Genomic DNA, 13,357 nt, shown 5'->3' on the forward strand with positions numbered 1-13,357 from the left:
CTAAATACATAATGGCATCCCAAATGGTTCTTAAATCATATTTTCGTTTTCTGTTATTGAAGTTTAAAGTCTTTTTTATAAATTGCCATTGATTGTCAGAAATGTTTGTAGAGTAATTTTTCACCGTAGCTTAATTGATTAGTTACCAACAAGTTACGAAAAATAATCTACATAAACAACTGACAATCAATTTTTTAAATTATTTTTTTACAGATCCACTCCTTACAAATTTTTCTAATTTAATTTTTAAACAGGCTCTAAAATAGATTTAATTTTTTCATGAAATTGTAAATGTTGATAATTGGTACTGTAGAGGGTTGTGAAAACCATACAGACGATGGATGAAAATGAATTATGAAAGCAAGGCAGGAGGAGGCCTAACAGAGAATTTGCTAAGCGTTGTTTGCTGTTTGAAATTGATGTTTTTATAAAAATAATCAATATGATTCCAGAATTTGACAGATGTTCTTTTCTGATAAAAACAGGATTCAGTCAAAAATCTGGATGGTGAATAATCGTTGTTGGGCGGTATAAAAGAAATGTGTTGGTTAGAAGAATCAGAAAAGAAGGCCGTTGTCCCATCTTTGCTGTTGATTCTTATCTCAATCTCTTTCTTAGGAAGGCTAGATTGGTGTTTTTTTTCGATGTCTTCCCTTGTAGATAAGCTTTTGTTTCTTTTTTTCTTCTGGTAAGAAGCTGGTGTTTTGGTTTTTTTTTCTACTTTTTTTGCACTTATTTTTAAACTGCTGTTTGCAGAAATCTCTATGTTTGAGTGTGATTGTAGATTTTTATTATTGCGGATTTGCTTATTAAAAGCCTCATCTTTTGAATAGATCACTGCTTCGCCCAAAACAGTTATAACAGGTTCCGAGTCCGTTTTTTGTTGCGGATAAGACTGTTGAGCGCTAAGTAGAATGGTATTTAAAAACAGCACAATCGCGAAAACAAGCCTCACTTTATATCGTAAAACATTTCCCATTCTCATTTGTATACTGAAAGACCATGTGTCTTCTATCATTTTGCAAAAATAATACAAATAATTGTTTATTTTACGATAATAGATAATATTAATATATGGCTGTTATAGAATTTATCAATGTGTTACTTTTAGTTGATATTTGGTTCATATTTCCTTACATATTGATGACTTTGTTTCGCAATCCAAAATAATGTTTTTTAGAGTAGTGCTTCCCCTCATTTTAATTTAAAATTCTAAATTTACACCGTGATTACAAAAGAGACCATAGATCAGATTTTTTCAACTATCAGAGTGGAAGAGATCATCGGAGAATATGTACAGCTGAAAAGAGCAGGCTCCAACTTCAAGGGTTTGAGTCCTTTTCACGAAGAAAAATCACCCAGTTTTGTGGTGTCACCAAGCAAGCAGATTTGGAAAGATTTCTCCACCGGAAAAGGAGGTACAGCCATTTCTTTCCTGATGGAAATCGAGAATTTTACCTATCCAGAAGCCCTTCGCCACGCCGCAAAAAAATACGGCATCGAAATTCAGGAGGATATCAAGGAATATTCCGAAGAGCAGAAACAGGCACAAACAGAGCGGGATATCCTGTATAAGATCCACGAGATTGCCAACGGATTTTTTCAGGAACAGCTTTGGGAGTCGGAAGAAGGCAGAATGATCGCCTATTCTTACTTCAAAGAAAGAGAATTGCGGGATGATATCATCAAAAAATTCCAACTGGGATATTCTCCTGAAAAGAAAAACGCCTTCACAGAATTTGCCCTTGATAAAGCCTATTCCAAAGAGATATTGGAAAAATCGGGACTTTCCATATTTCCAGAAAATTCACCTTCCGGGATCGATAGATTCCGTGATCGTGTGGTTTTCCCGATTCATAGTTTTTCTGGTCGCGTTCTGGGTTTTGGCGCCAGGATTCTGAAAAGTAATGTCAAAACTGCGAAATATCTCAACTCTCCGGAAACCGAAATTTATCATAAATCTAATGTTCTTTATGGCTTAAATCAAGGCAAGCAAGCCATCTCAAGAAAGAACCTCTGCCTATTGGTAGAAGGTTATATGGATGTGGTGTCCCTCCATCAGTCAGGTATCGAAAACGTCGTGGCCAGTTCCGGAACCTCGCTTACAACTGAACAAATTAAACTCATCAAGAGACTGACGGAAAATGTAACCATTCTCTTTGATGGTGACAATGCCGGAATCAAAGCCAGTTTCCGAAGTATTGATATGTTGCTCTCTGAAGGGATGAATATCCGTGTTCTGCTTTTCCCCGACGGCGATGATCCGGATTCTTTTGCCAGAAAACATCCGCAGGAGTATGTGGAGAATTTCATTGATAAAGAAGCCAAAGATTTTATAGATTTCAAAGCGGAGATTCTTCTGCGAGACGCAGGAACCGATCCTATTAAAAAAGCGGAAGCCATCCGTGATATCGTAAAATCCGTAGCATTTGTTCAAAATGGACTAAAACGGGAGGTTTACCTGAAAGAAGTTTCAAATAAATTTGGTCTCAGCGAACAGAGTTTGTTCAATGAACTTCAGATCCACAAAAGCTCTGCAGAACAAGAGAGGAGGTCTTCATCGTTTCCCGAGAAGCAGGTGCCACAGAAATTAGAAGTTGTTCAGGAAGCGCTTGTTTCAATCAATCCACTTTTGATGCTGGAGGAAAAACTGGTCGACTTGATGCTCAAATTTGGTGACTTGATTATCAACAGGAAAGACCACGAGGGAAATGACTATCAGATCACAGTGATAGAAGAAATCATCAACCATCTCAACGAGGATGATTATGAAATCCAGCTCCATATCAATCAAAAAATAATTTCTGAGATCAAACAAGGGATTGAGCAGAAGGAACTACGCTCGGGTAAGTTTTTCTTCAATTTTATGGATGAGGAAGTTTCCGGTAAACTGGCCAATGCGCTTATCGATAATTACCAGACCAGCAATTGGAATCAGTATAATATCTATTTCAGTTCAGAAGAGGAAGTCATCCCGAAAATGGTCTCCGATGTCGTTCTGCGCCACAAAAGAGAATATGTTGTAAAACTCATAAATGACCTCAAAAATTCTCTTACCGGCGAAGAAGACGGAACACCTATCTACCAACAAATTATTATTCTGTCCCAATTAAAAAACAAATTAGACAGCGAGTTATTTCGTATTTTGTGACAGAAAGTCCTACCTTAGCAAAGGAATAGAAATTGCAAACGCAATATAGATTTATAAAAACAACCACATACAATATGGACATTAAAAAAGAATTCAGAGATTTCTCAGTAAAACATTTGGGAAACAACGGTCTGGTTACAGATCAATATATGGGCATGTTTAACCCGACCAACCTGACGCCTTATATTATGGAGGAGCGCAGAATGAACGTTGCACAGATGGACGTTTTCTCCCGATTGATGATGGACAGGATCATTTTCCTAGGAACAGGCATCGACGACCAAGTGGCGAATATTGTGACAGCTCAGTTACTTTTCTTGGAAAGTTCAGACTCCGCAAAAGATATTCAGATCTACATCAATTCCCCTGGTGGAAGCGTTTACGCAGGATTGGGAATCTACGACACGATGCAGATCATCAAGCCAAACGTAGCGACAATCTGTACGGGAATCGCAGCATCAATGGGCGCAGTTCTCTTGGTAGCGGGTGAAAAAGGAAAACGTTCCGCATTGAAGCACTCAAGAGTAATGATCCACCAGCCAAGCGGCGGCGCACAAGGTGTAGCTTCCGATATGGAGATCAACTTGAGAGAGATGTTGAAGTTGAAAAAAGAACTTTATGACATCATTTCCGACCATTCCGGACAGACTTACGAATGGGTAGAAAAAGCCTCTGACAGAGATTACTGGATGACCTCTACCGAAGCCAAAGAATACGGAATGGTAGACGAAGTTTTGGAAAGAAAAGCCTAATGAGCAATAATTTAATACAACAAAACCTGATTCATACGAGTCAGGTTTTTTTATACATATTATTTGGGCGCCTTTTTCCGCCCTCCGTTCCCGCTATTTTCTTTTTCGTTGCCTTCGGCTACGCTCAGACAACGAAAAAGAAAATGAGCTCCACTCAGGTCGGGGCGCGCTGCGCAAAGTTGAAGATTTGTCATTGCTAAAGACCTTTCTACATCATAGATGCAGCTATATACACAAAACTTTTTACCTTGTACTTAGTACATTGTACATTTTACAAAAAATAATTTTGCCGAAAATTCCTTTTTCACTACTTTTGACCCATTAAATTTAATGACATGAAAAAATCAGTGATATTGTTGGCTTCCGCTATTTTAGTTGTTTCTTGTGACATTCCTGCCGGAGGGAATAAAGGCCGTCTTGTAAAAACAGATGAGGTCGTAAGATACGATGACCCCAATGCACCACACGGAACGTACAAACCTACAGCTGACACAACTGTTGCAATCCGTACAGTAGCAGCTGATACCGCAAAAGCTGTTGTTGCTCCAGAAGCTAAACCAGCAACTGCAGTAGCACCAAAAGCTGAGCACTAATCAGATTTTATAAAAATATTATCATAAAAAATGTCTTGCGTTTGCAAGACATTTTTTATTTTTACAAACCTACAGGATCAAAGTTTCAAAATCTTGGATCATGGATTATAATCATTTACCAACCATCATTTATCATCAATAATGAGCACAACACAAACATACATCAACGAAAACAAACAACGTTTCCTAGACGAACTTTTCGACATCCTTAGAATCGCTTCCATCAGCGCAGATCCAGCCTATAAATCAGAAGTGCTGAAATGTGCAGACGAAGTGGCAAGACATCTGACCGTTGCCGGAGCAGACAACGTAGAAACCCTTGAAACCAAAGGCTATCCAATCGTTTTTGGAGAGAAAATCATTGATGCCAATTTGCCAACCGTTTTGGTTTATGGGCATTATGATGTTCAGCCGGCTGATCCTTTGGAACTTTGGACAAGTGATCCATTCGAGCCGGTGGTCAAAACCACTGAGCTTCATCCGGAAGGCGCGATCTTCGCAAGAGGTTCCGCAGATGACAAAGGGCAATTCTTTATGCACGTGAAAGCCTTTGAAGCGATGATGAAAACAGATTCTTTGCCTTGTAATGTCAAGTTTCTGATAGAAGGTGAGGAAGAGGTCGGTTCTGCAAGTCTGGCAGATTTCCTGGCAGATAACAAAGAAAAATTGAGCTGCGATGTCATTTTAATTTCCGACACGCATATTTATTCAAACGAACAGCCAACGGTGACCACAGGTTTGCGAGGCTTAAGTTATGTGGAAGTGGAAGTAGAAGGTCCAAACCGTGATCTACATTCCGGACTATATGGAGGCGCTGTTCCAAATCCTATCAATGTCTTGTCAAAATTAATCGGCGATTTGATTGATGAAAAAGGACACATCACCATTGATGGTTTTTATGACAATGTGTTGATCGTTTCCGAGGAAGACAGAGCGGAAATGAACAAACTGAAAGACGACCAGCAAGCTTACAAAAAATCAATCGGACTTAATGATATCCAGGGAGAAGAAGCTTATACAACTCTGGAAAGAGCTTCCATAAGACCTACTTTGGACGTCAACGGAATCTGGGGTGGTTACACTGGCGAAGGTGCAAAAACAGTGATCGCTTCCAAAGCTTTTGCTAAAATATCCATGAGGCTGGTTCCAAATCAAACACCGGAAGAGATCACAGAAAAATTCACAAAATACTTCGAAAAGATCGCACCAAAAAGTGTGAAAGTAAAAGTGACGCCGCACCACGGCGGAATGCCTTACGTCTTGGAAAGCAATACCAAAGAGTTCCAGGCAGCCAAAAAAGCGATGGAAAAAGCTTTCGGGAAAGAGGTGTTGCCTTACAGAAGTGGCGGAAGTATTCCGATCACTTCTTTATTCGAGAAAGTGTTGGGCGCAAAATCTGTCTTGATGGGATTTGGTTTGGATTCAGACGCGATCCATTCACCAAACGAGCATTACGGACTTTACAACTATTATAAAGGAATAGAAAGTATTCCTTATTTCTTCGAATTTTATGCAAAAGGATAAAAAATTAAAGACAGTTTGTGCTGTCTTTTTTGTTTAATATTAAAAATAAAAAATGTCAAAAGTAATATACATCACAGGCGGAACCAAAGGGATCGGTTTCGGAATCGCAGAAGTGTTATTGAAAAATGGTCATAAAGTGGCCATCAGCGGCAGAAAACAGGAAGATGTGGACAAAGCTGTTTCTGATCTTAAAATCATTTCCGAAAGTATTTTCGGAGTCAGTTCAGATGTCAGAAATTTTGAAGATGAAGAAAATGCGGTGTCAAAAATTGTCGAAAGATTCGGAGGTTTGGATGTGGTAATCGCTAATGCAGGTTTAGGTATTTTCAAACCGGTTGATGAATTGAGTATCGAAGATTGGAACGCCATGCAGGAAACCAATCTGACAGGTTGCTTCTACTCACTGAAAGCCTCGGTTGAAGAACTGAAAAAATCCGAAGGTTATTACATCACCATCGCCAGTCTTGCCGGCACCAACTTCTTTGAACATGGCGCGGGATACAACGCTTCCAAGTTTGGCGTAGTCGGCTTCACTCAAGCGGCAATGATCGACCTGAGGAAATTTAACATCAAGGTTTCTACGATTATGCCAGGTTCTGTGGCCACGCATTTCAATGGAAATATCCCTTCAGAAAAAGATGAATGGAAAATCCAGCCGGAAGATTTGGGAAATCTGATTCTCGATCTTTTGAAAATGAATCCGCGGATGTTGCCAAGTAAAATAGAGGTAAGACCAAGTCAGGTTAAGAAATAATTCGTAAGGAATGGAAATTTGTCTCGTTTGAGTTATCAAAAATGCAGATCGTTTTTGAGCAAAATAGTCAATGTTCATCGACTTTGTTATTTGTACATATTCTAAATACCCGATTGGTAAAGACTTAGCGAATCCTATTTAATAAATAACAATAAATTATGCATGCATAGCATTTTTTATATAAATTAGCGAAGTTCATATAATAAAATATATCACAACAAAATGAAATCGCCGCAATTCAAAAACGAATATTTGTTTATAATTGAGCGATAACATTTGGCAAATAAAAAACAATAAAAATTACATATGAAAATATTAGTTTGTATCAGTAGTGTACCAGACACCACAAGTAAGATTAACTTTACCGCAGACAAGTCTGCATTCGACAAAAACGGAATCCAATGGGTGATCAATCCTTTGGACGAATTTGCTTTGACCAAAGCTATAAAATTACAAGAATCCCAAGGCGCAACTGTTACTGTTGTGAATGTGGGCGATGCAGGGACGGAAGCCGTGATCAGAAAAGCTTTAGCCATCGGCGCCAATGATGCAATCAGAGTCAATACAGACGCGAAAGACAGCTTTTCTGTAGCAAAAGAAATTGCGAAAGTAGCGCAGGACGGCGGTTACGAATTGATCCTGATGGGAAAAGAATCCATCGATTATAATGGTGGCGCAGTTCCTGGAATGGTGGCGCAATTGCTTAACTTCCCTTTTGTGAATGCAAGTGTTGGTCTTGAAATTAATGGTTCAGAAGCCACTGCTGTAAGAGAGATCGAAGGTGGTAAAGAAACCATTTCTGTGAAATTACCGGCTGTTGTTGCAGGACAAAAAGGTCTGGTAGATGAGAAAGATCTCATCATCCCGAATATGAGAGGTATTATGTCTGCAAGAACAAAAGCATTAGTGGTTGTAGAACCTTCTAATGCTGAAGTGAAAGTAGAAGCTGTTTCTTTTGACAGTGTCTCTGCTAGAGCCGCTGTAAAATTGGTTTCTGCAGATAATCTGGACGAGTTGGTAAGATTACTTCACGAGGAAGCAAAAGTGATATAAAATAAAGACATTGAGATAATAGACGAATAGATCATAGGTTTATCAGCGTCTATCATCTATCCGTCTATAATCTTTAATCTAAAAAAAACAAACAAAATGGCAGTATTCGTATACGCAGAAAATATAAACGGAATTTATAAAAAAGCAGCATTTGAAGCCGTTTCTTATGCAAAAGCTATCGCAGCAAAAACAGGCGATTCAGTGACTGCAGTTTCCATCAATCCTTCAGACTCATCCGATCTACTTTACAAATATGGCGCAGATAAGGTCATCAATGTAAAAGATGCAGGTCTTAAAAACTTCAGTTCAAAAGCTTACGCACAAGCGGTGAACGAGGTTTTCGACGGTAACGTGATCGTTTTTCCGCACACAACAGATGCTTCTTCTGTGGCGCCAATGTTGGCAATTCAAAAGAATTATTCTTTGATTACCAACGTGATAGAAGCTCCGGAAAGCACTTCCCCTTTTCAGGTGAAAAGAAGAGCTTTCTCTGGAAAAGGCTTTATGCACGCCAAAGCTGATGCAGCAGGTGTGATTGTCACCGTTTCTCAGAATGCTTATGGTGTGAAAGAAAATCCAGCTTCTGGTTCAGAAGAAGTGAAGGAATTGAGCATTGCCAACGAAGATACAAAGGTGATCAACCACGAGCAGTCTTCCGGGAAATTGGATCTTAAGGAAGCAGAAGTGGTCGTATCCGCTGGTAGAGGTCTGAAAGGTCCGGAAAACTGGGGAATGATCGAAGAGTTAGCCAACGTTCTAGGCGCAGCAACAGCTTGTTCCAAACCAGTTTCCGATATCGGATGGAGAGGCCACAATGAGCATGTAGGGCAGACTGGGAAAGCTATATCTCCGAATCTTTACATCGCAGTTGGTATTTCCGGCGCCATCCAGCATCTGGCAGGTGTCAACAGTTCCAAAACGATTGTGGTGATCAATAACGATCCGGAGGCACCATTCTTCAAATCTGCAGATTATGGCGTTGTGGGCGACGCTTTCCAGATTATTCCTGCACTGACAGAGAAGATCAAAGCTTTGAAAGGCGCTTAACAATCCTCACAATACAATCAAAAACCTGAGTCATTGGCTCAGGTTTTTTTTAGGCATTTTAATTTTTTACAAAATCCATATGATAATGATTTGGGCAGCTTAATCCGTCCTCCGTTCCCGCTATTTTCTTTTTCGTTGCCTTCGGCTACGCTCAGACAACGAAAAAGAAAATGAGCTCCACTCAGGCCGGGCTGCAAAGATTCTGCTTTCTAAAACACTGTATTATATTTAATTATAGTTGAGCATTTTGCACTTATTAATTTTTACATCTTACTTTCTGCAGCAATACAATCGAAACCACGTAAAAATCAACAATTTCTCAACAAAAATTAACAAAAAATTTTATATTTGCTAAATGGATTATAAAAAATTAATCATACGGGGAATATCCTACAGCCAGACCCAGTCGGGAGCTTACGCACTGTTGTTGGAACATGAAGAAACATCAGTCAAACTGCCTGTTGTTATTGGAAATTTTGAAGCACAATCTATTTCTTTAGGTTTAGAAAAAGACATCAATCCACCTCGTCCTCTCACGCACGATCTGTTCACTCAGTTTGTGAAAAACACCAACTTTAAGATAGAGTCTGTCATCATCTATCAGATAAAAGACGGCGTTTTCTTCTCAAATATCAATTTTAAGAATCCACTATCAGACGAAGAACTGATTTTGGACGCCAGAACTTCCGACGCCGTTGCAATGGCAGTCCGTTTTGATGCGCCCATTTTCACCACTTCAGATGTCCTGAATGAAGCGGGAATTCTTTTAGAACTTGATGAAGCACCTAAAGTAGACGACGAAGAAAGCTATTTGGAAACAAACTCAAATTTCAATGATCTTTCTGGTCTCTCTTCTGAAGAATTGGATCAGTTACTAGCGGATGCGGTAAAAGAAGAAGATTACGACACCGCGCTGAGATTACAGGAGGAGATCAAAAGAAGAAACAAAAAAATCGATTAACCACTACTAATATCATTTTATATAATGAGTCTTAAATTACGATTGACTATACTTAGCTTTCTGCAATTCTTTGTCTGGGGAGCTTGGCTGATAACGATGGCCAACTTCTGGTTTGGAACCAAGCACTGGGACGGTGCACAGTTCGGAGCTGTTTTCGGAACAATGGGAATCGCGTCTATCTTTATGCCAACCATCACAGGAATCATCGCAGACCGTTGGGTGAATGCTGAAAGGATCTATTCTGTTTTGCAAATTTTGTACGGTGTTGTCCTGTTTATTTTGCCCCATTCAGAAACGCCGGATTCATTCTTTTACATCATGTTATTGGCCATGTGTTTCTATATGCCAACCATTGCTTTAACCAATTCGATCTCCTATACAATTCTGAAAAACAGTCATTTGGATGTCGTGAAAGATTTTCCGCCAATCAGGGTTTGGGGAACAGTTGGTTTCATCGTAGCAATGTGGATCACAAATCTGACAGGGAATAAAGCCACAGAAGGACAATTTTATATCGGTGGTGCTGCTGCTATTTTTTTGGGTTTGTATGCGCTTACCTTACCCAAATGTCCGCCGCAGAAATTGATAGACAAAAGTGCACCTGTTTCTGAACAGTTGGGACTTAACGCCTTCAAATTATTTGGGAATTTTAAAATGGCTTTGTTCTTTTTATTTTCGATGTTGTTGGGCGCTGCGCTGCAGTTGACCAATGCTTACGGAGACGTTTTCTTGAGCGAGTTTGCTAATTTTCCTAAATACGCCAACTCAATCGTAGTAGAGAAGTCCACAATTATAATGTCCATTTCGCAGATATCCGAGACGCTTTTTATCTTGGCGATCCCATTTTTTCTGAGAAAATTTGGAATCAAAAAAGTAATGCTCATCAGTATGTTTGCGTGGGTTTTACGTTTCGGACTCTTTGCATTCGGAGATCCTGTCAATGGGCTATGGATGATTATTATGTCTTGCGTTGTCTATGGAATGGCTTTCGATTTCTTCAATATCTCGGGTTCACTTTTTGTGGAAACCACAACGGATAAAAAAATAAGATCGTCTGCTCAGGGCTTGTTTATGATGATGACCAATGGTTTTGGAGCTGTTCTAGGTAGTTACATCGCGGGTTGGGCTATTGATAAATTCTTTACAATCAAATTTACAACGGTTACAGAATTATCAACTTATCTTGAGACAACACCGGACAACTCGACATTTTTAGGAATTTTGAAAAATTCTTTTAACTCTGCTGTCAATCCAGATGGAACGCTTTCAAACACAGTATTCGTAAAGGACTGGAATCATATATGGTTGTACTTCGCAGCGTATTCTCTAGTGATAGCAATTCTTTTTGGATTGTTTTTCAGACACAAACATTCGGTTGCTGACGTGGAAGCAATTAATCATTAAAAGATTGATAATTATCTTGGCATATTTTTGTATGTTTATAAAGAAAATAGTTTTATGAAAAAAATAATCACAAATATAATGTTGATTTCGGGATTCCTGATGGTTGGGAATGTGGCCACAAGCTGTGGTAAAGTTGAAGATCTGATAGATGATATTTCGGTTCCTATTCCTTTTACCATTCCGGTAAATCTTGATGCGCAAATCCCCTTTGCAACAGTCAATACCACAGATTTTGTAACCTATCCGGAAATTCCTGTCAATCTTGATCTTGATGCGAAAATCAAGGAAGAATATCCATCTTTCTCGATTAATAATCTAAAGTCGGTAAAGCTTGATAACTTTAGCATCATCTATGTCTCTTCCACAGGTGGAACAAAATTGGATGCTATAAAAGATGCGGAACTTTATCTAAAAACGCCAGATACTGCTGCAAAACTGATTGCGACTACCTCTGGCAATGTTAATCCAACGACTTTAAGTTTTACACCAGTAGCTAACCTCGATCTGATAGCTGATCTGAAATCGAAGCAGAACTCTTTTATATTGAAAATAAGAGGATCAAAGGTCGCGGTAGATGTGATGAAAATTAGAGTAAATTCGGGCTTCAAAATAGAAGTCGGTTTTTAAAAAATACAAAGATGACTTAGCGGTCATCTTTTTTTTATCGTCTTCGTAAGGATTGTCTTCTGCAAAAAGAATATTCAGGATCATACCTATGATGATCACCATATTCACAATCAACCATAAAAAATGGGGAAACGGAATTGGAAAAAAGGATTGTACAAAATGGAAATCGAAACAAAAACTTTCACATCCAGTGGGGTCTCTTCTTTGGAAAGCATCATAAGCCAGCCAGCAAAAGCCAACAAATAAGCCATAGCCTGAAAATCTGTAAAATACAAAAGGCATTTTAAAAAAAACATAAGATCAGAATTCCTGTTTAAGATTAATTTTATATTCTGATATTTACTATTTTAATGTAAAAATAACTAATATCAAGACAATTAACGAAATATTTCAAAATCAAAATAGCTTTTCGTAAATCTTGTAAAATTTTGAATATTTGGCTCTGTGTACCCACCATATGGCGAGAAAAAAATGTCTTTTCTGAAAAAGCTGATGTAATTTTATTCGAAAACCAAATGATTTTGAATGGCTAGAGATTTAAGTTCTGTCTCTTCCCATTCTTTTGTTGGATCACTCTTCAGGGTGATTCCGCCACCAACAAAGAGAAATGCGTAGTTTTTGAAGAAACTCGCGCATCTTAGATTCACGAAATAATAAACATATTCCTCTGTGTCAACTTTGATGTAACCTGCGTAGAGCTCGCGGTTAAAATGTTCTATACTTTTGATGCCTTGTGCGCAGAGTTCTTTTGGGAAGCCACAAACAGCCGGCGTTGGATGCAATTCTGAGATGATCTTGTCCAGGCTTTCTGGGCTTATCTCGGCCGAGAAATTGGTTTGCAGATGTTTGATATTGCCTGAGATCAAATCTTTGGTAGGTGAGATTTTTAAGGTGGAGGAGAATTTTCTGAGGATAGATTGGATGTAATCTGTCACTGCTTTTTGTTCCTCGATTTCTTTATCTGTCCAGTTTTCATCCAAAGGAAGTGTGCCTGCGAGACTCATCGTTTCAAATGAGTTATTTTTCTTATCGAATTTTCCTAAAATTTCGGAAAATCCGCCCATCCAGATTTCGTTGTTTTTTTCAAAGAGGTAACAGAACGCGGAAGGGTAGCCGTCGCATAATTTCAGGAAACTTTTGGTAAGTGATAATTTTTTTTGCGCATCTATATCCAGATACATTAATAATTTTCTTCGGGAAAGCACCAGTTTTTTCAGCTCATTCTTCTCGATAAAGTCCTTGGCTTGAGATATTTTCAGCGCATAGGAATCCTGGTTTTCTTTCCCGATTTCAATTAATGAACTTTTGTTTTTGGGCGAAACAATTTGATTTTCAATGTCTTCCCGCAAAACTTCTGTGATGGAACCTTTGAAATCTAAAATAGTCTTAGAGTCAAAACTGATAAATGATACATGTTTTTCCTGAGAGTTTTCCAACGTGTGAAAAACATCAGAATCTGGCAATCTGAAAATGAGCATAATAAGTGAAGCA

The 13,357-nt window shown here is 38.7% G+C and carries 13 protein-coding genes; 10 read left to right on the top strand and 3 right to left on the bottom strand.

What is annotated here, in order from left to right; all coding sequences use genetic code 11:
• Positions 1-352 precede the first annotated feature (352 nt).
• Positions 353-1,018, bottom strand: coding sequence for a hypothetical protein (locus F564_RS0112740; RefSeq protein ID WP_028122988.1), 666 nt, complete (start codon positions 1,016-1,018; stop codon positions 353-355).
• Positions 1,019-1,225: 207 nt separating this feature from the next.
• Here F564_RS0112740 and dnaG point away from each other — a divergent pair, with 207 nt between their 5' ends.
• The 10 genes from dnaG to F564_RS0112790 all read left to right on the top strand — a co-directional run bounded on the left by dnaG (position 1,226) and on the right by F564_RS0112790 (position 11,866).
• Positions 1,226-3,151 carry a DNA primase gene (gene dnaG / locus F564_RS0112745; RefSeq protein WP_028122989.1) on the top strand — a complete coding sequence of 642 codons (1,926 nt, stop codon included), beginning with the start codon at positions 1,226-1,228 and terminating at the stop codon, positions 3,149-3,151.
• Between the two features lie 74 nt (positions 3,152-3,225).
• Positions 3,226-3,903, top strand: coding sequence for an ATP-dependent Clp endopeptidase proteolytic subunit ClpP (clpP, locus tag F564_RS0112750; protein ID WP_028122990.1), 678 nt, complete (start codon positions 3,226-3,228; stop codon positions 3,901-3,903).
• Positions 3,904-4,238: 335 nt separating this feature from the next.
• Positions 4,239-4,496 carry a hypothetical protein gene (locus F564_RS0112755; protein WP_028122991.1) on the top strand — a complete coding sequence of 86 codons (258 nt, stop codon included), beginning with the start codon at positions 4,239-4,241 and terminating at the stop codon, positions 4,494-4,496.
• A gap of 141 nt (positions 4,497-4,637) precedes the next feature.
• Complete coding sequence (locus F564_RS0112760; protein WP_028122992.1) at positions 4,638-6,020, top strand: dipeptidase; 1,383 nt, start codon at positions 4,638-4,640, stop codon at positions 6,018-6,020.
• A 52-nt stretch (positions 6,021-6,072) separates the two neighbouring features.
• Positions 6,073-6,774, top strand: a complete 702-nt coding sequence (locus F564_RS0112765) for an SDR family oxidoreductase (RefSeq protein WP_028122993.1) — start codon at positions 6,073-6,075, stop codon at positions 6,772-6,774.
• Between the two features lie 306 nt (positions 6,775-7,080).
• The gene (locus F564_RS0112770; RefSeq protein WP_028122994.1) at positions 7,081-7,827 is read left to right on the top strand and encodes an electron transfer flavoprotein subunit beta/FixA family protein; all 747 of its coding nucleotides are present in this window, start codon (positions 7,081-7,083) and stop codon (positions 7,825-7,827) included.
• 96 nt (positions 7,828-7,923) lie between these two features.
• Positions 7,924-8,874, top strand: a complete 951-nt coding sequence (locus F564_RS0112775) for an electron transfer flavoprotein subunit alpha/FixB family protein (RefSeq protein WP_028122995.1) — start codon at positions 7,924-7,926, stop codon at positions 8,872-8,874.
• A 355-nt stretch (positions 8,875-9,229) separates the two neighbouring features.
• On the top strand, positions 9,230-9,835 hold the full coding sequence (locus tag F564_RS0112780; protein WP_028122996.1) for a bifunctional nuclease family protein: 606 nt from the start codon (positions 9,230-9,232) through the stop codon (positions 9,833-9,835).
• A gap of 24 nt (positions 9,836-9,859) precedes the next feature.
• The gene (locus tag F564_RS0112785) at positions 9,860-11,239 is read left to right on the top strand and encodes a nucleoside permease (RefSeq protein WP_028122997.1); all 1,380 of its coding nucleotides are present in this window, start codon (positions 9,860-9,862) and stop codon (positions 11,237-11,239) included.
• Positions 11,240-11,293: 54 nt separating this feature from the next.
• Positions 11,294-11,866 carry a hypothetical protein gene (locus tag F564_RS0112790; protein WP_028122998.1) on the top strand — a complete coding sequence of 191 codons (573 nt, stop codon included), beginning with the start codon at positions 11,294-11,296 and terminating at the stop codon, positions 11,864-11,866.
• Here the strand turns inward: F564_RS0112790 and F564_RS21230 are convergent.
• Positions 11,798-12,148 carry a hypothetical protein gene (locus tag F564_RS21230; RefSeq protein ID WP_394330636.1) on the bottom strand — a complete coding sequence of 117 codons (351 nt, stop codon included), beginning with the start codon at positions 12,146-12,148 and terminating at the stop codon, positions 11,798-11,800. The two genes, F564_RS0112790 and F564_RS21230, sit on opposite strands and share 69 nt — an antisense overlap.
• Positions 12,149-12,366: 218 nt before the next feature.
• Positions 12,367-13,344, bottom strand: a complete 978-nt coding sequence (locus F564_RS0112800; protein WP_028122999.1) for a chorismate-binding protein — start codon at positions 13,342-13,344, stop codon at positions 12,367-12,369.
• Between the last annotated feature and the right edge of the window lie 13 nt (positions 13,345-13,357).

The organism is Epilithonimonas tenax DSM 16811, assembly GCF_000428485.1.
Classification (GTDB): domain Bacteria; phylum Bacteroidota; class Bacteroidia; order Flavobacteriales; family Weeksellaceae; genus Epilithonimonas; species Epilithonimonas tenax.